The 24,423-nt window shown below is 34.4% G+C and carries 18 protein-coding genes and 5 tRNA genes; 18 read left to right on the top strand and 5 right to left on the bottom strand.

The features are described 5' to 3' along the window. Positions 1-13: 13 nt before the first annotated feature. The 5 genes from B6S12_RS01870 to B6S12_RS01890 form a co-directional block, all read right to left on the bottom strand. Positions 14-1,660: a hypothetical protein gene (locus B6S12_RS01870; RefSeq protein WP_111229128.1), complete on the bottom strand. Its 1,647-nt coding sequence runs from the start codon at positions 1,658-1,660 to the stop codon at positions 14-16. Positions 1,661-1,740: 80 nt separating this feature from the next. After that, on the bottom strand, positions 1,741-3,258 hold the full coding sequence (gene rny, locus B6S12_RS01875; protein WP_111229129.1) for a ribonuclease Y: 1,518 nt from the start codon (positions 3,256-3,258) through the stop codon (positions 1,741-1,743). Continuing rightward, positions 3,167-3,847 (bottom strand): 5-formyltetrahydrofolate cyclo-ligase, encoded by a 681-nt coding sequence (locus B6S12_RS01880; protein WP_245892470.1) that lies wholly within the window; start codon positions 3,845-3,847, stop codon positions 3,167-3,169. The genes rny and B6S12_RS01880 overlap by 92 nt, the downstream gene beginning before the upstream one ends. Then, on the bottom strand, positions 3,828-4,352 hold the full coding sequence (locus tag B6S12_RS01885) for a hypothetical protein (protein WP_245892472.1): 525 nt from the start codon (positions 4,350-4,352) through the stop codon (positions 3,828-3,830). The genes B6S12_RS01880 and B6S12_RS01885 overlap by 20 nt, the downstream gene beginning before the upstream one ends. Positions 4,353-4,420: 68 nt before the next feature. Further along, positions 4,421-6,352 (bottom strand): TonB-dependent receptor, encoded by a 1,932-nt coding sequence (locus B6S12_RS01890; RefSeq protein WP_181450924.1) that lies wholly within the window; start codon positions 6,350-6,352, stop codon positions 4,421-4,423. Between the two features lie 113 nt (positions 6,353-6,465). Between B6S12_RS01890 and B6S12_RS01895 the strand changes: the two genes are divergently transcribed. The 18 genes from B6S12_RS01895 to B6S12_RS01980 all read left to right on the top strand — a co-directional run bounded on the left by B6S12_RS01895 (position 6,466) and on the right by B6S12_RS01980 (position 24,039). Next, positions 6,466-6,541: transfer RNA gene (locus B6S12_RS01895), tRNA-Thr, on the top strand. Between the two features lie 35 nt (positions 6,542-6,576). Then, positions 6,577-6,661 (top strand) — tRNA-Tyr (locus B6S12_RS01900). Positions 6,662-6,673: 12 nt separating this feature from the next. After that, positions 6,674-6,750: transfer RNA gene (locus tag B6S12_RS01905), tRNA-Gly, on the top strand. Between the two features lie 85 nt (positions 6,751-6,835). Continuing rightward, positions 6,836-6,910: transfer RNA gene (locus tag B6S12_RS01910), tRNA-Thr, on the top strand. 112 nt (positions 6,911-7,022) lie between these two features. Continuing rightward, a complete protein-coding gene (gene tuf / locus B6S12_RS01915) occupies positions 7,023-8,225 on the top strand; it encodes an elongation factor Tu (RefSeq protein WP_111229133.1) in 1,203 nt (400 codons plus the stop codon). 8 nt (positions 8,226-8,233) lie between these two features. Further along, positions 8,234-8,404, top strand: a complete 171-nt coding sequence (rpmG, locus tag B6S12_RS01920; protein ID WP_005021381.1) for a 50S ribosomal protein L33 — start codon at positions 8,234-8,236, stop codon at positions 8,402-8,404. A 31-nt stretch (positions 8,405-8,435) separates the two neighbouring features. Continuing rightward, positions 8,436-8,511: transfer RNA gene (locus B6S12_RS01925), tRNA-Trp, on the top strand. Between the two features lie 30 nt (positions 8,512-8,541). After that, on the top strand, positions 8,542-8,721 hold the full coding sequence (gene secE, locus B6S12_RS01930) for a preprotein translocase subunit SecE (protein WP_111229134.1): 180 nt from the start codon (positions 8,542-8,544) through the stop codon (positions 8,719-8,721). A gap of 20 nt (positions 8,722-8,741) precedes the next feature. Then, a complete protein-coding gene (nusG, locus tag B6S12_RS01935) occupies positions 8,742-9,266 on the top strand; it encodes a transcription termination/antitermination protein NusG (RefSeq protein ID WP_181450925.1) in 525 nt (174 codons plus the stop codon). 22 nt (positions 9,267-9,288) lie between these two features. Beyond that, positions 9,289-9,714 (top strand): 50S ribosomal protein L11, encoded by a 426-nt coding sequence (gene rplK / locus B6S12_RS01940; protein WP_111229136.1) that lies wholly within the window; start codon positions 9,289-9,291, stop codon positions 9,712-9,714. 22 nt (positions 9,715-9,736) lie between these two features. Continuing rightward, positions 9,737-10,441 (top strand): 50S ribosomal protein L1, encoded by a 705-nt coding sequence (gene rplA / locus B6S12_RS01945; protein ID WP_111229137.1) that lies wholly within the window; start codon positions 9,737-9,739, stop codon positions 10,439-10,441. Positions 10,442-10,531: 90 nt separating this feature from the next. Continuing rightward, complete coding sequence (gene rplJ, locus B6S12_RS01950; RefSeq protein WP_111229138.1) at positions 10,532-11,014, top strand: 50S ribosomal protein L10; 483 nt, start codon at positions 10,532-10,534, stop codon at positions 11,012-11,014. A gap of 30 nt (positions 11,015-11,044) precedes the next feature. After that, on the top strand, positions 11,045-11,419 hold the full coding sequence (rplL, locus tag B6S12_RS01955) for a 50S ribosomal protein L7/L12 (protein ID WP_111229139.1): 375 nt from the start codon (positions 11,045-11,047) through the stop codon (positions 11,417-11,419). A gap of 66 nt (positions 11,420-11,485) precedes the next feature. After that, on the top strand, positions 11,486-20,131 hold the full coding sequence (locus B6S12_RS01960) for a DNA-directed RNA polymerase subunit beta/beta' (RefSeq protein ID WP_111229140.1): 8,646 nt from the start codon (positions 11,486-11,488) through the stop codon (positions 20,129-20,131). Positions 20,132-20,226: 95 nt separating this feature from the next. Continuing rightward, entirely contained in the window at positions 20,227-20,613 is a 387-nt protein-coding gene (rpsL, locus tag B6S12_RS01965) for a 30S ribosomal protein S12 (protein WP_111229141.1), read from the top strand. 12 nt (positions 20,614-20,625) lie between these two features. Next, the gene (rpsG, locus tag B6S12_RS01970; RefSeq protein ID WP_111229142.1) at positions 20,626-21,093 is read left to right on the top strand and encodes a 30S ribosomal protein S7; all 468 of its coding nucleotides are present in this window, start codon (positions 20,626-20,628) and stop codon (positions 21,091-21,093) included. Between the two features lie 96 nt (positions 21,094-21,189). Next, the gene (fusA, locus tag B6S12_RS01975; RefSeq protein ID WP_111229143.1) at positions 21,190-23,271 is read left to right on the top strand and encodes an elongation factor G; all 2,082 of its coding nucleotides are present in this window, start codon (positions 21,190-21,192) and stop codon (positions 23,269-23,271) included. A 123-nt stretch (positions 23,272-23,394) separates the two neighbouring features. Then, positions 23,395-24,039, top strand: coding sequence for a hypothetical protein (locus B6S12_RS01980; protein ID WP_111229144.1), 645 nt, complete (start codon positions 23,395-23,397; stop codon positions 24,037-24,039). Positions 24,040-24,423: the final 384 nt, after the last annotated feature.

Raw genomic sequence — 24,423 nt, forward strand, 5'->3', positions numbered from 1 at the left:
GTGTTGCCTTAATTTATTGAACTATTTTAAAGATATTGTGTATCAATTTTGTTTTTAAGTGAATTATTTTATGAATTTTTCTGTAGATAAATTTTTTAATTTTTATAAAGCGGTATTTTTTTGTGATGAAGTTGATTTCATCTTTTAAATATGAGAAGCTAGAAATATTGATTGTGTTTTTAAGATTATTATTTGAATTTTTGAGTAATTTTTTAGAGCTTTTGATTATATTAAGATAAGTTAAAACAGAATGAAGTAATGAATTATCAGTGTAATCAATGGAAGTTAAAGTTTTTAGATAATCTATAGCCCCTAAGGTTATTAAATTGCTAAATATCATTAAATTTGGATATAGCAATCCAATATTAGAATAGGGTGTTATGAAATAACTAAAGATAAAAAGATAAGTATGTGGATATTTATTGACGGTTCTATTCCACTCATAAGACAAAAATTCTTTTTGGAAATTAATGGAATATGTAGAATCCAAAATCCAACCTAAAAAATCATTAGCTTTATTATACTCTTTGTTTAATAGTAAGGCATGCAAGAAAAGAATTTTGTAAATAACATTATCAGGTGCGAGTAGGACTGCATTGTGAATATAATCTTTAGTTATTTTTGGAGATTTATTAAGAATTATAGATAAATCATATAAATGCATATAACCAAATGCTTTTACTTTTGGATTAAATTCATATTTTTTAATATATTTATCGAAGATTTCATATTGTTGTTGTTTGCTAAAATAATTATATATGGAAATATCTTGAATGTTGCCTATCATAGAGGATAGTCTGGCAAAACCAGAATTACCAGATGAATAAATGCAGACGGCTTTAGACATTAGATTAATCTCAAAAAAAGTTCTTTCTAGAGCCGAAAGCTTTTTGTCTGCTATATCATCAACAATTACTATATTTTTGCAGTATTGCTTTAGCTTATAAAGACTTTGGTTGTCGTCACTAAAACAAACAATGTTTTTTGTGCTATTATTTTGAATAATTTCAATAGCTAAATATATAGATAAGCCTTTATATTTTGCAATATATGTATCTATTTCTTTATAGATTAAATCACCGCCTCGTATATGGATAGCTATAAATTCCTCCAAATTATTTGCTATTGTATGGGCTTTTTCTTTTGTAAATGTAAGGTTAGATGAAAATTCTATGGAATTCCAGATATTGCTTAGGGAACTTCTGTATTCTTTTTGGTTGATATCTGTAAGATGTGAGAGATAAAATTGCCCAGTCTGTAAAATACCATTTTGGGTTGGAGTATCAAGAAAGAAGTTTAACGAGCTATAGTGCGAGTAGAAACTTGTAAGATTATTGCTGGGAAGATTATTGTCAAAATATTTTTTAATAAATTGTGTAGAAAAAACTTCTCTTACATCTTGAATGCCAGCAGTTGGAAGAAAAACATTGCTTTCATGTGTCATTTTTTTTGTCAAAGGACCAATATCGTTGTCCCAGTTAAACTTAAAAATCAAGCCAGTTTTTTGTGCGATATACATAGCATTGAGCAAAGCACACATACGCTCCCCAAATCCATCGTTTCTTGTAGCGACAATATACTTTGGAAGCTCTAAATTTTCAGATTTAGAGGATGCAATAGAAGTGTTGGAAGCATTGAATATTTTTTTGTGTTTTTGCAAAAGATGAACTCCAATCTAAATTAAGCTAAGATTATAAACAATAATAACTTTAATTTAAATAAGTTTTAGGTGTGCTATTTTCACTCCGCTATCGCATAAGCACGCATTTCGCGAATTACACTTACTTTGATTTCTCCTGGGTATTGCACTTTGCTTTCAATCTCTTTTGCGATTTCTCTAGCAAGTAGATAGGATTCATCATCACTAATCTCATCTGCTTTGACAATCACGCGTATTTCGCGTCCTGCATTAATTGCATAGGCATGAAGCACGCCAAGCTTAGAAGTGGCGATACTTTCTATCTCGCTAACGCGTTTTAGGTAAGTTTCTAGCACTTCACGCCTTGCACCTGGGCGTGCAGCAGAGAGTGCATCAGCAGCACATACTGCTGCTGCTTCTATGCTTTTTATCTCCTCATCTCCATGGTGAGAGAGAATCGCATTTAAAACGGTGGGATGTTCGTTATAGCGTCTGCAAATCTCAGCACCAAGTTCTACATGAGTGCCTTTAAATTCATGGGTGCGTGCTTTGCCTATATCGTGCAGTAATCCCGCACGAGTTGCAAGCAAACAATCTCCCCCAAGCTCTGCTGCAATGATACCTGCTAGATTTGCTACTTCTAGTGAGTGTGCAAGTGTATTTTGTCCATAGCTTGCACGGTAGCGGAGCTTTCCGATAAGCTTTTTGATTTCAGGGTGGATGTTGTTTAATCCCAAATCAAAAGTGATTCTATCTCCCTCATTGTAAATTTCTTCCTCAAATTCATCATAGCATTTTTGATAGGTTTCTTCTATTTTAGAGGGTTGTATTCTTCCATCTTCTACTAATTTTTCTATGGTTTTTACAGCGATAGCTCTGCGATAGAGGTTATGCGAACTTACAACAATAACACCCGGAGTATCATCAATGATAATATCCACACCACAAATCATTTCTAAAGATTTAATATTTCTTCCCTCTTTGCCTATAATTCTGGCCTTTAAATCATCGCTTGGAAGCACGATTGTGTGGATGAGGCGTTCTGCTGCAAATTCTCCTGCAAAGCGTGTTGTAGCTTGTGCTAGGATAAAGTTGGCTTTTTGTTTTGCCTCTTTTTTGGCTTCTTCTTCATAAGCTCTTGCAAGTTTTGCAAATTCATGTTTGTATTCTTCTTTTAAATGTTCTAATAAAATTTCTTTTGCTTCATTTTTAGAGAGGTAGCAAATATCTTGTGTTTTATGGATAAGTTCTTGTAAGGTTTGCTTGTATTGATTTTTTAGGTGTTTGATGGACTTTTTTTCATCTTGAAGGAGGCGTTTTTCTTTTTCTAGCTCTAGTTTTTCTAGCTCTAGTTTTTGTGTGGCTTTTAATTTCTCTTTTTCAAGTTGTAAATTTGCATTTTTGTGTTTTTCTTGTTCTGCTAACTCTAACTCTTTTGCCTTGATTGTTGCTTCTTGCAATTTTCTTTCTGCTTCATGCTCAATAGCTTTTGCTTTTGCTTTTGAGTTGGCTAAAAGAACTTCAGAGCTACTGCGTGAGAGCTTTCGCGAGATGAGGTAGCTTCCTCCTCCCGCGATGCAAGCAGAAAGAATGGAGCTTGTTATAACCCAAGTTACCATGGTTTTTCCTTTTAGATTTTAAGGATAAAAAAGGTGTGATGAATGAAGAAGCTTGTATGTCGTGGGGTTGTGTAATAGAATAGTGGGTATAATTTATGGCACGACAGATAAAAATATTATAAGGTTTTGATTTTAAATGGCTAAAAGCTCTATCATACATACCTTTACCAAATCCTATGCGTTTAAAATTTTGATCCATTCCAATTACAGGTATAATAGCGATATCTATTTTTGTGTTTTTATAAGAAGAATTTGAAGGTTCATACACTCCAAATGCTTTTTTCTGTAATGGAAATCTAAATTTTACCATTTTAAAGCCAAAATTGTGCATAAAAGGAAGAAAAATTTTAATATTTTGTTGCATTCTGTAGTGAAAAAGTAGTTTTCTGCAATTAAATTCAAGTGCTAAAGGATAATAAAATAGTATATTTACCTTTTTTTTGCCTTGTTTTTTTAGGGTTCTTAGGACAGTATCTAATTCTTTTTTAAGCTGTGTTTGGATTTTATAATCTAGTTTGAGAGAATTTTTAGAGTTTTTGATTTTTATTAATTTATCTTTGCAAAGTTGTCTAAAAAGTGTCTTTTGCACTATTTTTCCTTTCTTTTGGATTTAGCGAGATGATAAGTGCTGTAAAAACAAAGCATTGTATCAAAAGAAGTGCAAAATGCAGGTAATAAACTTGTAAGATTTTATCTTTAATCTCTAAAAATTCTAATATAGAATAAAAGCAAAATGCTAAAAAAAGCCCCACTAAATAGCCAATTTGTTTAAGTTTGTCAAAATGGGCTAGAATCCTTTTTTGATTAAAAATTAAAGTTTCACTCCGCATAAGATAGTCTCCAAAAATAAAACTAAACTGGTATAGGGCATAGACTAAAATTGCCCCTTTAAAAGTGTTAGGGAAAAACAAAAAAGCTAAAACATATAAAAAAGGTAGAATTTCTACAAAAACTAAAATTTTTTTATAGGGTTTTGCTTGGATAAGTTTAGTATAAAAAAGGGTTAAAAGAAAAGCGCCTAGTGTCAGTAAGATTCCTCCTATGGAGTAAGTTTTTACAGGTAGAGGGGTATAAATTACAAAAATAGTGCCCAAAGCAATCCCACCAAATAGGGAATTGCTAAATTTGTATAAATAATAAAAAAATAATGAAAAATTTTGCATTAGAATCTATATTTCACTCCTGCACCAAATGTGCGTTCAAACTCATAAGGGTAATATCCACCACTTGCAATGACTGCATTTTTATGTCCTGTTAGATTGTTTATAAAGCCATAAATCTCCCAATCTTTTTTAGTGTAGCTAAGTGTTGCATTTAGACTTTGATAATTTGGCATTTTTTCAAGTGTATTTGTAAAATCATTATAATCATAAGCTCTAGAGCCGTATTTATAAGAAAGCCCAAGATTAATAGAAGGCAGTGGTAGATAGTTTGCGCTTACCACAAAGGTGTGTTTTAAAACTCCGGGAATTTCTTTGTTGTAGTAAGCACTTTCTTTATTTTTTGCCTCCACATACGCATAGCTTAAGCTAGAGTAGAAATTACTTGCATAATGGGTGGTGAATTTAGTTTCAAAGCCTATTCTTTGGGTTTTGCTTAAGCTTTTGTTTGTGTAGGTGTTAGGCTCAAAAAAAGCTTCATTTTTCCCTTCTATCAAAAAGAGTGAAGTTTCTAGCTTATGTAGTCCAAAAAAGCTTGTTTGTCCGATTTGATAAGTATCAAAAGTAGCGGTTTTAATGAGTGGATTGAGCTTTCCATTAAAATCAAACATAAAATCTACATTAGGGGCGATAAAACTTCTAGTATAGGAAGTAAAAAGATGAATTTGTGGGTGGATTTTATAGGAGATTCCAAGCTCTGCACCTATTTTATTATCCACACTTTTTTCGTTGTTTAGTTTAGAATTAATGTGATTAAAAGAAAGCCCCCCATTTAGCGTGATTTTATCAAAGTATTTTTCACCATTTGTGTAAAAAAGTGCTTCTTTTACATTTGCTTGATTGCTTTGGCTATCTCTTTTATTATTTTTTAATGTGTTACCAAACTCTACCATATAGGAGTTGTTTTGGTATTTTGTATTAAAAATAGTATAGATGGAATTGCCCTCCATTTTGTTGTTGAAATTTACAAAATCGCTTGAATTTCTTGTTGTCCCAAAGTTAAAATCGCTTACAAAGCCATTGCTAGAAAAATAGCTAAGTGCTGCATTATATTGTAAAGTCCAATATTTTTGCTGTGTGAAAGAATCTCCTCCATAAGTAGGAGGATTAGGAGGTTGTGTGGGATCTTGGATAAATTGCTCTTTTGTAAGTGGATTTGCGTATTTTATGCCATATTTGGAATAATTGAGTGCAGTTTTTAAGAGTAAATCATCACTTGGGGCATAATAGAGTGAAAAACCTCCATTTTTATTATAGCTTCCATCTAATTCATCTTGTGTGATATGTCTGCTACCTTCTGTATTTTGGTATTGCCCATAAGCACCTATATTTAGGTTATTTGTTGCATGTCTCATAAAGATTTGTGAATTTGCACTTTTATAGCTTGAATAGCTAAAATGCAGTTGTTTAAAATCTTTGCTTGAAGTAGTGATTTTTAAAACCCCGCTTGTTGCGCCATTGCCATATTTTAGTGTATCTTTGCCTTTTATAATCTCAATTTTAGAAATTGCATCAAGGGGAATGGAGCTTAAAAGAATAGGGGTTGAATCTATATTGTTATAATAAACCCCATCAATTACAATAGCAAGATTTTTGTGTCCATTAACGCCAAAGCCCCTTAAATCAATGGATTGATTATAAGGGTTGCCATAATTTGTGCGGATATTTAATAAAGAGCGGTGTGAGAGGAAATCATAAAGCGTTTGGGAGTTGCTTTGAGCGATTTCTTCACTTGTAAATTCCTCTTTAAAACTTGTATCCTTTTCCTCTGTGTCAAATTTAAAGCTTGATTTTAAGCTATAAGTTTGATCGGATTTTTCTTTAAGGCTTGTATTTTGTGCTTGCAGACTTAAAGAGCTGTGCAAGGCTAAAATAACTGCAAGAGAAAAATACCTCTTAAAACCTTTTGTTTTTAGTTGCTTGTATTTTTTCATTGTTATGATTTCCTTTTGCTTTAAAATAAAAGTGCAAATTATATAGTAATTTTTAAAAAAGTATTGACTTATGTTAAAAGTTTTGCTAAAATCACACTTCATTTTTAAAAAATGCTGGTGTAGCTCAGTTGGTAGAGCAGCTGCCTTGTAAGCAGCAGGCCGGGGGTTCGAGTCCCTTTACCAGCTCCATTTTTTCAGTGTTTGACCAGTTTTAATATAATTGGGGTGAGATACTCAAGTGGCCAACGAGGGCAGACTGTAAATCTGCTGGTTCTACCTTCCGTGGTTCGAATCCACGTCTCACCACCATTAATAGCCATTGCGGGAGTAGCTCAGTTGGCTAGAGCATCAGCCTTCCAAGCTGAGGGTCGCGGGTTCGAGCCCCGTTTCCCGCTCCATATACTGGGAGCTGATTCTACATAAAGTTTATTTATTTCAATCAGCCTAACACTATTAAATTTATTGTTGAAAAATGTAATATTTGCCCATATAGCTCAGTGGCAGAGCACTTCCTTGGTAAGGAAGAGGCCGGCGGTTCAATCCCGCTTATGGGCTCCAGTTTTTCAAAAGTTGCGATGGAATTGTAGAAAATGTTACGATTCTTAATTTTAAAATTGGTAAAAATAGTGTAGTATAACGGCTATTTAACTTAAAATTTTAGGAGAAGCTTATGGCTAAGGAAAAATTTAACAGAGGAAATAAACCTCACGTAAATGTTGGTACAATTGGGCATGTTGACCATGGTAAGACAACTTTAAGTGCTGCAATTTCTGCTGTTCTATCACAAAAGGGTTTAGCAGAATTGAAAGATTATGATAATATCGATAATGCTCCTGAAGAGAAAGAGCGCGGTATTACAATTGCAACTTCACACATTGAGTATGAAACAGAAAATAGACACTATGCACATGTGGATTGTCCTGGACACGCTGACTATGTTAAGAATATGATTACAGGTGCAGCTCAAATGGATGGAGCAATCTTGGTTGTTTCTGCAGCAGATGGTCCTATGCCTCAAACTAGAGAGCACATTCTATTATCACGCCAAGTAGGTGTTCCTTATATTGTTGTATTTATGAATAAGCAAGATATGGTAGATGATGCAGAGCTTTTAGAGTTAGTAGAAATGGAAATTAGAGAGCTTCTATCAAGTTATGATTTCCCAGGTGATGATACTCCAATTATTGCAGGTTCTGCTTTAAAAGCATTGGAAGAAGCTAAAGCAGGTAATCTAGGTGAGTGGAGTGAGAAAATCATGAAACTTATGGATGCGGTAGATGAGTATATCCCAACTCCAGTTCGTGAAACAGATAAAACTTTCTTGATGCCTATTGAAGATGTTTTCTCAATTGCAGGTCGTGGAACTGTTGTTACAGGAAGAATTGAAAGAGGTATCGTAAAAGTAGGTGACGAAATTGAAATCGTAGGTATCAAAGACACTCAAAAAACAACTGTAACAGGTGTTGAGATGTTTAGAAAAGAACTTGACCAAGGTGAAGCAGGTGATAATGTTGGGGTTCTTTTAAGAGGAACAAAGAAAGAAGAAGTAGAAAGAGGTATGGTATTATGTAAGCCAGGCTCAATTACTCCACACCAAAAATTTGAGGGTGAAATCTATGTTCTATCAAAAGAAGAAGGTGGAAGACATACTCCATTCTTTAATGGTTATAGACCACAATTCTATGTAAGAACAACAGACATTACAGGTTCTATTCAATTGCCTGATGGTGTAGAAATGGTTATGCCAGGTGATAACATTAAAATCACAGTTGAGTTAATTAACCCAATCGCACTAGAAGAAGGAACACGCTTTGCTATCCGTGAAGGTGGTAGAACTGTTGGTGCGGGTGTTGTTACAAAGATTATTCAATAGGCTAAGTTATGGCAAAAGGTAATCGTGTAAAAATTGGACTCAAATGTTCTGAATGTGGTGACATTAATTACAGCACTGTAAAAAATGCCAAAACCCAAACAGAAAAACTGGAGCTAAAGAAGTTCTGCCCAAGGTTAAACAAACATACAATTCACAAAGAAGTGAAACTAAAAAGCTAAGAGAGATTTTCTCTTTTGGCAATATTTATATAGGTCAGTAGCTCCAATGGTAGAGCGTCGGTCTCCAAAACCGAGTGTTGGGGGTTCGAGTCCCTCCTGGCCTGCCATTTTTGGAATAAAGAGAGACAAATAAAGTTATGAAAAAACTAATCACTTATTATAGATTATCCAAAGAAGAACTATCAAAAGTAATCTTCCCTACAAAAGAACAAGTAAGAAATGCTTTTATTTCAGTTGTTGTGGTTGTAACGGTTGTAGCTCTATTTTTAGCATTGGTTGGTTTTATTCTTGGAAGTTTTGTTTCAAACATTTTATAAAATAGGATTTGTCTATGGCTTTGTATTGGTATGCGATTCAAACATATTTTGGTAGTGAGCAAGCTGTGAAGCGAGCAATTGAAAATCTTGTAAGAGAGCATCATTTGCAAGAGAGATTAACAGATATTGTTGTGCCTACTGAAGATATTATTGAAGTAAAAAATAACAAGAAAAAAATTAGCGAAAGAAGTTTATATCCCGGTTATGTTTTTATTAAAGTGGATCTTGATACACAATTGTGGCATACCATTCAATCTTTACCAAAAGTTAGTCGCTTTATTGGTGAAGCAAAAAAACCTACACCTTTAAGTGAAGCAGATATTAACCATATTATTGAAAAAGTTCAAAATCGTGCAGCTCCTAAACCAAAGATTATTTTTGAAGCAGGAGAAGTTGTGAGGATTATAGAAGGTCCTTTTGCAAACTTTACAGGAACGGTTGAAGAATATGATATGGAACATAGAAAGCTAAAGTTAAATGTGTCTATTTTTGGTCGCAGCACCCCTATTGAAATACTTTATTCACAAGTGGAAAAAATAGTTTAACAACTAAAAACAAGGATAAGTTATGGCAAAGAAAATAATTGGCGAACTTAAGCTCCAAATCCCTGCAGGAAAAGCAAATCCATCTCCGCCCGTAGGTCCAGCATTAGGTCAGCGTGGTGTAAATATTATGGAGTTTTGTAAAGCTTTTAATGAAAAAACAAAAGATATGGGAAATTTCAATATTCCTGTAATTATTACTGTTTATCAAGATAAAAGTTTTACATTTATCACCAAAAAACCTCCTGTTACTGATTTGATTAAAAAAGCAGCAGGAATTCAAAAAGGTTCTGATAATCCTCTAAAAAATAAAGTAGGCAAGCTTACAAAAGCTCAAGTTTTAGAGATTGTTAAAACTAAAATGGATGATTTGAATGCAAATTCTGAAGAAGCAGCAATTAAAATTGTTGAAGGAAGTGCTCGCAGTATGGGCATTGAAGTTGTAGATTAAAAAGACGCGTTGGAGTATAAATATGGCAAAAAAATTAACTAAAAGAATGCAAAATCTATTAAATAAGGTAGATTGCACAAAAATATACGATATTACAACCGCTTCTGCAACTGTAAAATCTCTAGCATCTGCTAAGTTTGATGAAACAGTTGAGGTGGCATTAAGTTTAGGAGTAGATCCAAGACATGCCGATCAGATGATTCGTGGAGCTGTTGTATTACCAAATGGAACAGGTAAAAGTGTTCGTGTTGCTGTATTTGCTAAAGGTATCAAAGCAGATGAAGCAAAAGCAGCAGGTGCAGATGTAGTAGGTGATGATGATTTAGCAGATCAAATTAAAGCAGGTGATTTAAATTTTGATATGGTAATTGCAACTCCAGATATGATGGCGTTAGTGGGTAAAGTAGGTAGAATTTTAGGACCTAAAGGTTTAATGCCAAACCCAAAAACTGGCACTGTTACTATGGATATTACAAAAGCCGTAAGCAATGCAAAAAGTGGTCAAGTAAATTATCGTGTAGATAAAAAGGGTATTATCCATGCTCCTGTTGGTAAAGCAAGTTTTGAAGCTAAGAAATTAGAAGAAAACATTATTGCTCTTGTTAAAAATATCAATAAGCAAAAACCAGCAAGTGCAAAAGGTAAGTATATTAAAAACGCTACATTATCATTAACAATGAGTCCATCATTAACTTTGGATGCTCAAGAGTTAATTGATATGAAATAATTTATTCTTGTTTTTATCTTAGACTAATGACTATGGGGGCTTAAGCTTAAAAATTACCCTATACAAGTCTATGTCTGAAAGGAGGTTAAAATGACAAAACAACAAAAGACAGCTTTGATTGAAAATCTAAGTTCTGAATTTAAAAGTTCTAAAGCTATTGCTGTATGTGATTATAAAGGTCTGACAGTTAAAGAGCTTGAAAGCTTAAGAGCAAGTGCAAGAAGCAGTGCTGCTAAAGTGCAAGTTGTTAAAAATACATTAGCTTCTATTGCATTGAAAAATTCAGGAATTGAAGGCTTAGAATTCAAGGAGAATAATCTTTTTGTTTGGGGTGAAGATCAAATTTCTTTAGCTAAAACAATTTGTAAATTTTCTCAATCAGTTGGCGGAAAACTTGTAATTAAAACAGGTTATTTTGAAGGCGAAGTTGTGGATGCTAAACATATTGATGCAGTTTCAAAACTACCTTCAAAAGAAGAGCTTATTGGAATGTTGTTGTCCGTTTGGACTGCCCCTGCTCGTTACTTTGTTACAGGGTTGGATAATTTACGCAAGCAAAAAGAAGAAGCGTAAGACAAATTAAATTATTTTAGGAGATTTGATATGGCAATCACAAAAGAAGAGGTTTTAGAGTATATTGGTAACCTTTCAGTTATGGAACTTTCAGAGCTTGTAAAAGCTTTTGAAGAGAAATTTGGTGTTTCTGCTGCTCCAACAGTAGTTGCAGGAGCTGCTGCTGCAGGTGGTGGAGCTGCTGCTGAAGAAAAAACTGAGTTTGATATTATTCTTACAGATAGCGGAGATAAGAAAATCAATGTTATTAAAGTGGTAAGAGAAGTAACAGGACTTGGATTAAAAGAAGCAAAAGATGCAGTGGAGCAAACTCCATTTACTGTTAAAGAAGGTGTTAAGAAAGAAGACGCTGATGCGATTAAAGCAAAATTTGAAGAAGCAGGTGCTAAAGTCGATATTAAATAATTTTAAGAGGGTTCGCCCTCTTTTCATTTTTCTTCCAAAATTCTACATTTATAGAGGTAACAAGATATGCCAGTAAGTTTAAAATCCGGAAATAGATTAAGAGTTGATTTTACTAAGATTCCTCAAAATATTGCAGTTCCAAATTTACTTCAGTTGCAAAGAAGTAGTTATGAGACTTTTTTAAGATCTGATAATGAGGGCGATTCAGGAATCGAGAAAGTTTTTAAATCTATTTTTCCTATTCATGATGTTCAAAATAGAATTAGCCTAGAGTATGCAGGTTGTGAGTATGGCAAACCGCGATATACAGTTAGAGAGGCTATGGAGAGAGGTTTAACTTATTCAATCCCTTTAAAAATTAAAATCCGTTTAGTGCTTTGGGAGAGAGATGAAAAAACAGGAGAGAAGTTAGGCGTTAAGGATATTAAAGAGCAAAGTATTTTTGTGCGTGAAATTCCTTTAATGACAGATAGGACAAGTTTTATTATCAATGGGGTGGAAAGAGTTGTGGTTAATCAGCTTCATAGAAGCCCGGGTGTAATTTTTAAAGAAGAAGAATCAGCCACTACTTCTAATAAGCTTGTTTATACAGGACAAATTATTCCAGATCGTGGTTCATGGCTTTATTTTGAGTATGATGCTAAAGATACGCTATTTGTTAGAGTAAATAAGAGAAGAAAAGTTCCAGTAACTATTCTTTTTAGAGCTTTAGGGTATTCTAAGCAAGATATTTTAAAAATGTTCTACCCTCTTGTAAATATTAAATTTAAGGGCGGAAAATATCTTATTCCTTTTGAGCCAGAAGAATTTGTTGGGCGTGTAGAATTTGATTTAAAAGATGCAAAAGGAAATTTGCTTATAGCAGCAGGTAAGCGTTTAACAGCTAAAAAAGCTAAATCTTTCAAAGAAGAAAAGATTAATTTAATTGAATATCCAGAAGAAATTTTAACAAGCCGTTATTTAGCAGAACCTATCATTGACACAAATAGTGGAGAAGTGCTTTTTGATGCACTCACTCTTTTAGATGAGAGCAAGCTTAAAAAACTAGCAGAGCTTGGAATTAATGAATTTACTATTGCAAATGATTTGGCAAATGGCTTAGATGCTTCTATTATTAATGCTTTCATTGCAGATGCAGAATCTCTAAAACTACTTAAACAAACAGAAAAAATTGATAATGAAAATGATTTAGCAACCATTCGTATTTATAAAGTAATGCGTCCAGGTGAGCCAGTAACTAAAGAGGCTGCTAAGCAATTTGTGCAACAGCTCTTCTTTGATCCAGAAAGATATGATTTAACGCGTGTGGGTCGTATGAAGATGAATCACAAATTAGATATTAATGTTCCTCATTATGTAACGGTTTTAACCCATGAAGATATTATTAAAACTGTGCAGTATTTAATCCATGTAAAAAATGGACAAGGAACTATTGATGATAGAGATCATCTGGGAAATAGAAGAATTAGAGCTATTGGAGAGCTTTTGGCTAATGAGCTTCATACAGGGCTTGTAAAAATGCAAAAGGCTATTCGCGATAAACTTTCTACAATTAGCACAGGTTTAGAAGAGCTTATGCCGCATGATCTTGTAAATTCTAAAATGATTACAGGAACGATTTTAGAATTCTTTACAGGCGGACAGCTTTCGCAATTTATGGATCAAACCAATCCACTTTCAGAAGTAACGCATAAAAGAAGACTATCTGCACTAGGTGAAGGCGGTTTAGTAAAAGAGCGTGCAGGTTTTGAAGTGCGTGATGTGCATCCAACACATTATGGAAGAATTTGTCCGATTGAGACTCCAGAGGGGCAAAATATCGGTTTGATTAATACGCTTTCAACTTATGCAAAAGTAAATGAATTAGGCTTTATTGAGGCTCCTTATAGAAAAGTGGTGAATAAGAAAGTGACTGATGAGATTGTATATCTTACAGCTACTCAAGAGGAGGGTGCAGTAATCGCCCCTGCAAGCACAGTTCTTACAAATGATAATACAATCAAAGAAGAAGTGATTGAAGTAAGAAAAGATGGTGAAATTATTCTTATGGAATCTTCTAAAGTAGATTTGATTGATCTTAGTCCAAGAATGGTTGTGGGTGTTGCAGCAAGCCTTATTCCTTTCTTAGAGCATGATGATGCAAACAGAGCTTTGATGGGATCAAACATGCAACGCCAAGCAGTGCCACTTTTATGTCCAGATGCACCTGTTGTTGGAACAGGTTTGGAGAAAGTTGTTTCAAGGGATTCTTGGGAAGCTGTTAAGGCAGAAAGAGGTGGTATTGTAGAAAAAGTAGATGCAAAGAATATTTATATTTTGGGCGAAGATGAAAGTGGGGCTTTTATAGATCATTATTCTTTGCAAAAAAATCTAAGAACCAACCAAAATACTTCTTTCTCTCAAAAGCCTATTGTTAAAGCAGGAGATAAAGTAGAAGCAGGAGATGTAATTGCTGATGGACCTAATATGGATCAAGGGGAATTGGCATTAGGGAAAAATATCCGCGTAGCTTTCATGCCTTGGAATGGATATAACTTTGAAGATGCGATTGTAGTAAGTGAAAAACTTATTAGAAATGACGCTTTTACATCTATTCATATTTATGAAAAAGAAATTGAAGCAAGAGAGCTAAAGCATGGAGTAGAGGAAATCACAAGAGATATTCCAAATATCCGCGAAGAGGAATTAGCACATCTTGATGAGAGTGGTATTGTAAGAATTGGAACTTATGTAAGTGGTGGAATGATTTTAGTGGGCAAAGCTTCTCCAAAAGGCGAGGTAAAACCAACTCCAGAAGAGAGACTTTTAAGAGCAATTTTTGGAGAGAAAGCAGGGCATGTTGTTAATAAATCCCTTTATTGTCCGCCAAGTTTAGAAGGAACTGTTGTAGATGTTAAAATCTTTACCAAAAAAGGCTATGATAAAGATAAAAGAGCAGTAGCCGCTTATGAAGAAGAAAAAGCAAGATTAGATTTAGAACACCATGATAAGCTTTTAATGCTTGATAGAGAGGAAAATTTAAGAATAAGCTCTATTTTAGCAAAAGAAAAGTTGATTGCAGATGCAAAAATAGGCGATGTTTCTTATAAGAAAGGAAGTGTGATTCCAAAAGAAGAGTTAGAGAAAGTTAATCGTTTTGCACTAGGAACCCTTATGAAAAGCTATCCAAAAGAGGTGCAAAGTAAATATGATGCACTTAAGGCTAATTTCTTAGAGCAAAAGAAAAATTTAAGCCAAGAGCATGAAGAAAAACTTTCTATTATTGAGAAAGACGATATTTTACCAAGTGGAGTTGTGAAGCTTGTAAAAATCTATGTAGCTACTAAGCGTAAGCTAAAAGTAGGGGATAAGATGGCAGGACGCCATGGAAATAAGGGTATTGTGTCTAATATCGTTCCAGAAGTGGATATGCCATATACTAAAGACGGACGCCCAGTAGAAATTGTTTTAAATCCTTTAGGTGTGCCTAGCCGTATGAATATCGGACAGATTTTAGAAGTGCATTTAGGTTTAGTAGGTAAGCAGTTAGGAGAGCAAATTTCTAATATGTTTGATGAAGAAAAAGAAAAATGGGTAAGCTCTCTAAGAAGCAAAATGTTAGAAATTGCAGAAACTTCTGGAATGAAGAGTGCTAAAGCATTTTTAGAAAATCTTAGTGATGAAGAATTGCTTGTTTATGCTAGAGATTGGAGCAAGGGTGTAAAATTCGCTACCCCAGTGTTTGAAGGTGTAAATGAAGAAGAATTTGTGAAACTCTTTGAACTTGCAAAAATCGATTCAGATGGTAAAACAGAGCTTTATGATGGAAGAACTGGTGAAAAGATGATGGAGCGCGTTAATGTGGGTTATATGTATATGTTAAAGCTTCACCATCTTGTAGATGAAAAAGTGCATGCAAGAAGCACAGGTCCTTATAGCTTAGTAACACAGCAACCAGTGGGTGGTAAAGCACTCTTTGGAGGACAAAGATTTGGGGAAATGGAAGTATGGGCATTAGAGGCTTATGGTGCAGCACATACTCTAAAAGAAATGCTAACTATCAAATCAGATGATGTTGAAGGGCGTGTGAAAGCTTATAAGGCAATTACAAGAGGAGAACAAGTTAAAGAATCAGAAATACCAGAAACTTTTTATGTTTTAACTAAAGAATTGCAAAGTTTAGCATTAGATGTGAATGTGTTTGCTAAGAATGAAGAAGGCGTTGAAGAAGCGGTAGTTATCAAAGAAGATGAACGCCCAAGTGATTTTAATGCTTTCCAACTTTTACTTGCAAGTCCAGAAAAAATTAGAAGCTGGAGTAATGGTGAGGTTAAAAAACCAGAAACGATCAACTATAGAACTTTAAAACCAGAAAGAGATGGACTATTTTGTGCCAAAATTTTTGGGCCTGTGAGAGATTATGAATGTCTTTGTGGTAAATACAAAAAAATGCGCTATAAAGGTGTAGTGTGTGAAAAATGTGGTGTAGAAGTAACAAGTTCTAAAGTGAGAAGATCAAGAATGGGGCATATTGAGCTTGTAACACCAGTGGCACATATTTGGTATGTAAATTCTTTGCCAAGTAGAATTGGAACGCTTCTTGGCGTTAAAATGAAAGACTTAGAAAGAGTGCTTTATTATGAAGCATATATTGTAAAAGAAGCGGGTGAGGCTTTCTATGATAATGAAGGCACAAAGCCAGTTGCAAAATACGATGTTTTAAATGAAGAGCAATACCAAAGTCTTTCACAACGGTTTGAGCATACAGGTTTTGTAGCACAAATGGGTGGAGAAGCTATTAAAGATTTATTGGAAGGATTAGATTTAGTTGATCTTATCTCGCAATTAAAAGAAGTTATTAGTTCAACAAGTTCAGAAGCAAAGAAGAAAACGATTATTAAACGCTTAAAAGTTATAGAAAGCTTTGTGGTTTCAGGCGGACAAAATCGCCCAGAATGGATGATGCTAACTGTTCTACCAGTTCTCCCACCAGATTTAAGACCACTTGTAGCATTAGATGGTGGAAAATTTGCAGTTAGTGATGTAAATGATCTTTATAGAAGGGTAATTAATAGAAACCAAAGACTAAAGCGTCTTATTGAGCTTGATGCACCAGAGATTATTGTAAGAAACGAAAAAAGAATGTTGCAAGAAGCAGTAGATGCACTCTTTGATAATGGCAGAAATGCAAATGCAGTTAAAGGTGCAAACAAACGCCCACTTAAATCGCTTTCAGAAATTATTAAAGGTAAGCAAGGGAGATTCCGTCAAAACTTACTCGGTAAGAGGGTGGATTTCTCAGGGCGTTCTGTTATCGTTGTGGGACCAAATTTAAGAATGGATGAGTGTGGATTACCTAAAAACATGGCATTAGAACTCTTTAAGCCACATATTTTGGCAAAATTAGAAGAAAAAGGCTATGCAACTACTCTAAAACAAGCCAAGAAAATGATAGAGCAAAAGAGTAATGAAGTTTGGGAGTGTTTGCAAGAAGTTGTAGCAGGTTATCCAGTAATGCTAAACCGTGCACCAACATTGCATAAGCAATCTATCCAAGCATTCCATCCAAAGCTTATTGATGGAAAAGCTATCCAGTTGCATCCTCTTGTTTGTGCTGCATTTAACGCGGACTTTGATGGGGATCAGATGGCTGTGCATGTGCCACTTTCACAAGAGGCTATTACAGAATGTAAGCTTTTAATGCTAAGTTCTATGAATATCTTGCTACCAGCAAGTGGTAAGGCAGTAACTGTTCCTAGTCAGGATATGGTTTTAGGGCTTTATTATCTTTCATTAGAAAAAGATGATAGCAAGGGTGAGCATAAGCTTTTCTCTAATATTAATCAAATTTATATTGCACTAGAAGAAGGTGTGGTAGAGATTAGCACAAAAATTAGAGCATTTGTTGAGGGAAGAATTATCAATACAAGTGTAGGAAGAATGATTTTAAAATCTATCTTGCCAGATTTTGTTCCTATGAATTTATGGAATAAGGTATTGAAGAAAAAAGATATTGCTACCTTGATTGATTATGTTTATAAAGAAGGTGGAGTTGGAATTACAGCAGGCTTCCTAGATAATCTGAAAAATCTAGGATTTAAATATGCTACAAAAGCAGGTATTTCAATTTCAGCAGATGATATTATTGTGCCAGATAGTAAGAATAAAGTTGTTGAAGGTGCTAAGAAAAAAGTAAAAGATATTCAAGCACAATTTGGAGCAGGTTTATTAACAGAGCAAGAAAGATATAACAAGATTATTGATGTTTGGACAGACACAAACAATGCTCTTGGTAATGAGATGATGAAGCTTATTGAAAATGATAAAGCAGGATTTAACTCTATTTATATGATGGCAGATTCAGGTGCTAGAGGTAGTGCAGGACAGATTAGACAGCTTTCAGCTATGAGAGGTTTGATGGCGCGTCCAGATGGAACGATTATTGAAACACCTATTACTTCTAACTTTAAAGAAGGGCTTAATGTATTAGAGTATTTCATCTCTACACACGGTGCAAGAAAAGGTTTGGCAGATACAGCACTTAAAACTGCAAATGCGGGTTATCTAACAAGAAAGCTTATTGATGTAAGCCAAAATGTGAAGATTGTAGCAGATGATTGTGGCACAAACGAAGGGATTGAAATTACCGATATTACCGTAGGTAGTGAGCTTATTGAGCCATTAGAGGAGAGAATTTTTGGACGCGTTGTGGCTGAAAATGTAATCGATCCTATTACTAATGAGGTTTTGATAGCAGAAGGCACAATGGTAGATGAAGAAAAAGCTAGAAAAGTTAAAGAAGCAGGTGTGAAAGCTGTGATTATTAGAACTCCTGTAACTTGTAAAGCAGAAAAAGGTGTATGTGCTAAATGCTATGGCTTGAACTTAGGAGAAGCTAGAATTTCTAAAATTGGTGAAGCAGTAGGGGTTGTAGCAGCACAATCCATCGGTGAGCCTGGAACGCAGCTAACACTTAGAACATTCCATATTGGTGGAACGGCAAGTAGAAGCCAAGAGGAAAGACAAGTTATCGCTGAAAAAGAAGGTTTTATCCGCTATTATAATGTTAAAACCTATAAAAATAGAGAGGGTAAAACCATTATTTCTAATAGAAGAAATGCTGCAATTTTGCTTGTTGAGCCTAAGATTAAAGCTCCATTTGAAGGCGAGCTAAAAGTAGATGTGGTGCATGATGAAGTGATTATTTCAGTAGTAGGTAAAAAAGAAACTGCAAAATTCACTCTAAGAAAGAGCGATGTAGCTAAACCTAATGAGTTAGCAGGTGTAACAGGTAAAATTGAAGGTAAATACTACATTCCTTATCCTAGCGGACATTATGTAAGAGATGAGGGAAGTATTGTGGATATTATTAAAGATAGTTGGAATATCCCAAATCGTATCTCTTATGCAAGTGAGCTAAAAGTAGAAGATAATGCACCTATTACACAAAAAATCTATGCAAAAGGCGAAGGTATTGTAAAATACTATTACCTAAATGGTGATCATTTAGAGCGTTATCATGATGTGAAAAAAGGCATCAAGGTTACTGAAAAAGGATTGTTCGCGGTGGTTGCTGATGAATATGATCAAGAAGCAGCAAGACATTATATTGCAAGAGATTCAATTATTGAAGTAGAAGATAATCAAAAGGTTGAGAAAAATACTTTAATTGCAAGACCAATGAGCGATGAGCATATTGTTATTGCAGATTGGGATCCTTATTCAAATCCAATTATTGCAGAAGAGCAAGGGACTATCAAGTTTGAGGATATTATCCCAGGACTTACGGTTTCAGAGCAAACTGATGAACTAACAGGGCAAACAAGACTCGTGGTAAATGAATATATTGCAAGTTCTTATAAGCCAACTTTAGTGCTCTCTACCAAAAAAGGTGGATTGATTCGCTATGCTTTAGAGCCAAAAACTGCGATTTTTGTAGATGATGGTGCTAAAGTAGAAATGGCGGATATTTTGGCAAAAACTCCTAAGGCTCTTGTAAAATCTAAAGATATTACAGGGGGTCTTCCAAGAGTATCAGAGCTTTTTGAAGCAAGAAAACCAAAAGATCCTGCGGTATTAGCAGAGTTAGATGGAATTGTAAGCTTTGGAAAGGCTATTAGAGGAAAAGAACGCATTATGATTACTGCTAATGATGGTAGAGTAGCAGAATACTCTATTGATAAATCTAAGCAAATTTTAGTGCATGAAGGGGAATTTGTCCATGCAGGTGAGGCAATTACAGATGGAGTGATTGCAAGCCAAGATATTTTAAGAATAGGTGGCGAAAAAGAGCTTTATAAATACATTGTAAGCGAAGTGCAACAAGTGTATAGAAGACAAGGTGTAAGTATTGCAGATAAGCATATTGAGATTATTGTTTCTCAAATGCTAAGACAGGTTAGAATTTATGATAGCGGTAATACTAAGTTTATCGAGGGAGATTTGATAAGCAAGCGTCATTTTAGAGAAGAAAACGCAAGAATTATTAGAATGGGAGGTGTCCCAGCGATTGCAGAACCTGTTCTATTGGGTATTACGCGTGCTGCTATTGGAAGTGATTCTGTGATTTCTGCAGCTTCATTCCAAGAAACCACTAAAGTTCTAACAGAAGCAAGTATCGCAGCTAAAACAGATCATTTAGAAGACTTAAAAGAAAATATTGTTTTAGGTCGTATGATACCAGTAGGAACTGGAATTTACAAGGGCAAGAAGGTTAAGATCAAGGAGAATTAAGGTTAGTTAAACCTTAATTTAAGCAGAATCAAAGTGGATTTTCCATATAATCCGCTTCATTTTCTCTATTAAAATTATTTAGGAAGGAACAAAAAGTGCCAACAATTAATCAGTTGATTAGAAAAGAACGAAAGAAAGTCATTAAAAAATCAAAATCTCCTGCTTTGGTGGTTTGCCCACAAAGAAGAGGGGTTTGTACGCGTGTTTATACTACAACACCTAAAAAGCCTAACTCAGCGTTAAGAAAAGTTGCTAAGGTTAGACTAACAAGTGGTTTTGAAGTAATTAGTTATATCCCAGGTGAAGGGCATAACTTGCAAGAACACTCTATTGTATTGATTCGTGGTGGTAGGGTAAAGGACTTACCGGGTGTTAAATATCATATTATCCGTGGTGCGCTAGATACTGCAGGTGTAGCAAAAAGAACTGTTTCACGCAGTAAGTATGGTGCTAAAAAAGCCAAGGGCGATTCTAAAAAGTAAGTGAGGTAACAAATGAGAAGAAGAAAAGCTCCCCAAAGAGAAGTTTTAGGTGATCCAATTTATAACAATATTGTTGTAACAAAATTCATCAATAAGATGATGTATGATGGAAAGAAAAGTGTAGCTGAAAAAATCATTTATGCTACATTTGATAAAATTGAGGAAAAAACAAAAGAAAAAGGTATTGAAACTTTTGAAAAAGCTTTAGAAAAAGTGAAGCCTTTAGTAGAAGTAAGAAGCAGACGCGTTGGTGGTGCTACTTACCAAGTTCCTGTAGAAGTTCGTCCTGCAAGACAACAGTCTTTATCTATTAGATGGCTTTTAGATTCTGCTAGAAAAAGAAATGAACGCACAATGGTTGAAAGACTAGCAAATGAGCTTATTGATGCAGCAAATGAGAGAGGTGCAGCATACAAGAAAAAAGAAGATGTGCATAAAATGGCAGAAGCTAATAAAGCATTTGCACACTATCGTTGGTAATTTTACAATGTATCAAAGGGATTCTTTTTATCTCCCTTTTGCATTTTCTACAATTTCTTTTAAATCTCAAATTATATTTATCCCAAAGGATTAGAAATGGCAAGAAAAACCCCATTAAATAAAATTAGAAATATTGGTATTGCAGCTCATATTGATGCTGGTAAAACAACAACTTCTGAAAGAATTTTGTTTTACACAGGTGTTAGCCACAAAATCGGCGAGGTGCATGATGGTGCTGCGACAATGGACTGGATGGAGCAAGAAAAAGAAAGAGGTATCACAATTACTTCTGCTGCGACAACTTGTTTTTGGAAAGATTATCAAATCAATCTAATTGACACTCCCGGACACGTAGATTTTACTATTGAAGTTGAAAGATCTATGCGTGTTTTAGACGGTGCTGTTGCGGTATTTTGTTCTGTTGGAGGGGTGCAACCTCAAAGTGAAACTGTTTGGAGACAAGCAAATAAATATGGCGTTCCAAGAATTGTATTTGTAAATAAAATGGATAGAATTGGTGCAAATTTCTATAATGTAGAATCACAAATTGCAAATAGACTTAAAGCTAAGCCAGTTCCTTTGGTTATTCCTATTGGTGCTGAAGATAGCTTTAAGGGTGTAGTAGATCTTATCACCATGAAAGCAATCGTGTGGAACGATGAATCTATGGGTGCTAAATATGATATTGAAGAGATTCCAGCAGAATTAGTAGAAAAAGCGAACGAATATAGAGAAAAGCTTTTAGAATCTGTTGCAGAGCTTGATGAAGCAACTATGGAAAAATATCTTGGCGGAGAAGAGTTGAGCGTAGAAGAAATTAAAGCAGGAATTAAGAAGGGATGTTTATCTATGGAAATGATTCCTATGCTTTGTGGTTCAAGCTTTAAGAATAAAGGTGTTCAAACATTGTTAGATGCGGTTGTAGAATATTTACCAGCTCCAACAGAAGTTGCTGATATCCGCGGTGTAGATCCAAAAGATGAGGAAAAAGAAATTAGTGTTAAATCTACAGATGATGGTGAGTTTGCAGGTTTGGCGTTTAAAATTATGACAGATCCATTTGTAGGACAGCTAACTTTCGTGCGTGCTTATCGTGGTATGCTAGAATCTGGAAGCTATGTGCTTAACTCTACTAAAGGCAAAAAAGAAAGAGTTGGAAGACTTCTTAAAATGCACTCTAACAAAAGAGAAGATATTAAAGAAGTTTATGCAGGTGAAATTTGTGCATTTGTTGGATTAAAAGACACACTAACAGGGGATACTCTATGTTCTGAAAAAGATCCAGTGATTTTAGAGAGAATGGAATTCCCAGATCCAGTTATTTCTATCGCAGTTGAGCCAAAGACAAAAGCAGATCAAGAAAAAATGGCATTAGCTTTAGCAAAACTAGCTGAAGAAGATCCGAGCTTTAGAGTGCATACAGATGAAGAATCAGGTCAAACAATTATTTCAGGTATGGGTGAGCTTCACTTAGAAATTATTGTAGATAGACTAAAAAGAGAATTTAAAGTAGAAGCAGAAGTAGGACAACCACAAGTTGCATTCCGCGAGACTATCCGCCAAAGTGTAGAACAAGAGTGTAAATATGCTAAGCAATCAGGTGGTAGGGGACAATACGGACATGTATTTATTAAAATTGAACCTCAAGAGCCAGGCAAGGGATATGAGTTTGTTAATAATATTTCAGGTGGTGTTATCCCTAAAGAATATATTCCAGCAGTTGATAAGGGTATCCAAGAAGCAATGCAAAATGGTGTATTGGCAGGCTATCCGGTTGTAGATTTCAAAGTTACGCTTTTTGATGGTAGCTACCATGATGTGGATTCAAGTGAGATGGCGTTTAAAATTGCTGGTTCTATGGCGTTTAAAGATGCTTGTAGAAAAGCAGGAGCTGTATTGCTAGAGCCTATGATGAAAGTGGAAGTTGAAGTTCCAGAAGAGTATATGGGAGATGTAATCGGTGATTTAAACAGAAGAAGAGGACAAATTAACTCAATGGATGATAGAATGGGATTAAAAATTGTTAATGCCTTTGTTCCATTGGCTGAAATGTTTGGTTATTCTACAGATCTTCGTTCTGCTACTCAAGGTAGAGGAACTTATACTATGGAATTTGATCATTATGGAGAGGTTCCAAGCAATATCTCAAAAGAGATTATGGAAAAGAGAAACGGCTAATTATAAGCTTATAAAGGGTTTCTTTCCCTTTATAGAAAATCTTTCATTTTTTAATCTATCTTAAATAATCCTAAATTATTTGTGTATATATCCGATCTAGCATAAAAGCTATAAGGATTATATATGATAAAAACTATCCATCTAAATTCCACAAATATTTTGGATATTCCAAATAAAACAAATTCTACTATTTTGTCTAAAGAAGAAACGGAAAATAATATTATAAATGCTAATGAGGCTTTTAAGATATTTTCAGAGTTATTTGAAAAATTAGTAGGGGATATTCCTATACTTGAAGGTTCTATTAGGGATCAAATTTTAAAAGGCAAGATGGGAGAGAGTGAGTTAAAATCTCTTTATCAATGGATGGATGAAAATAGGGCATCTATGGTGTGGCTAGAAATGGATGGAGAAAATAATATAAGAGCAATGGAAGAGATTTACCGCACAAGCAAAGGTATAGAAGAGTTTAAAAGTGCTTATTTAGCACTTCAAGAAAAATATGATAATTATTCAAAAGAACTAGCAAATAAAAATAAAGAAATGCTAGAAGAGGAAATGCAAGAGGCAAAAGAGCAATATGAGGCTAAAAGTGAGAAGAAAAAGCCTTTTAAGCCCATAGAAGGTAAGAGTGAAAGTGAGACTTATAAAGAAGAAATAAACTCCGGCTTTTGGGAACAATTTATAAAAATACAAAGAGAAAAAGGGGTAGATATTTTAGAGCTTTTGGAAATGTTGCAAAAAAAGGGATTGGATATTAAAGCGTAAAGTAGAAAATAAATACATTTTTGTATTTATGGGTTTTGTGTAACAAAATTTTAAGGATTTTTAACAATCTAACATTTGATAATTGCGGTTTTAGGGAATTGTAATCCCGCGGAGTCCCGCAAACTCCTTATTTTAGTCCCTTGTTAAATTACTTTAAAAGATATTAGCATATTCTTTGGTATTTTTTACTTAAATACCCTCACAAACCCTCTTAAATACTTGTTTTTTTAAGAATCTATTGTAGCATAAAGTAATTTAACAAGGGACTAAAACTAAATTTATAGTGATGTTATTCTTAAGAATATTGTAGCATAAAGTAATTTAACAAGGGACTAAAACCCCTGCTCTTATTTCTTTAACATCTAAGTTATTGTAGCATAAAGT

This window comes from Helicobacter valdiviensis, assembly GCF_003245365.1.
Lineage (GTDB): Bacteria > Campylobacterota > Campylobacteria > Campylobacterales > Helicobacteraceae > Helicobacter_D > Helicobacter_D valdiviensis.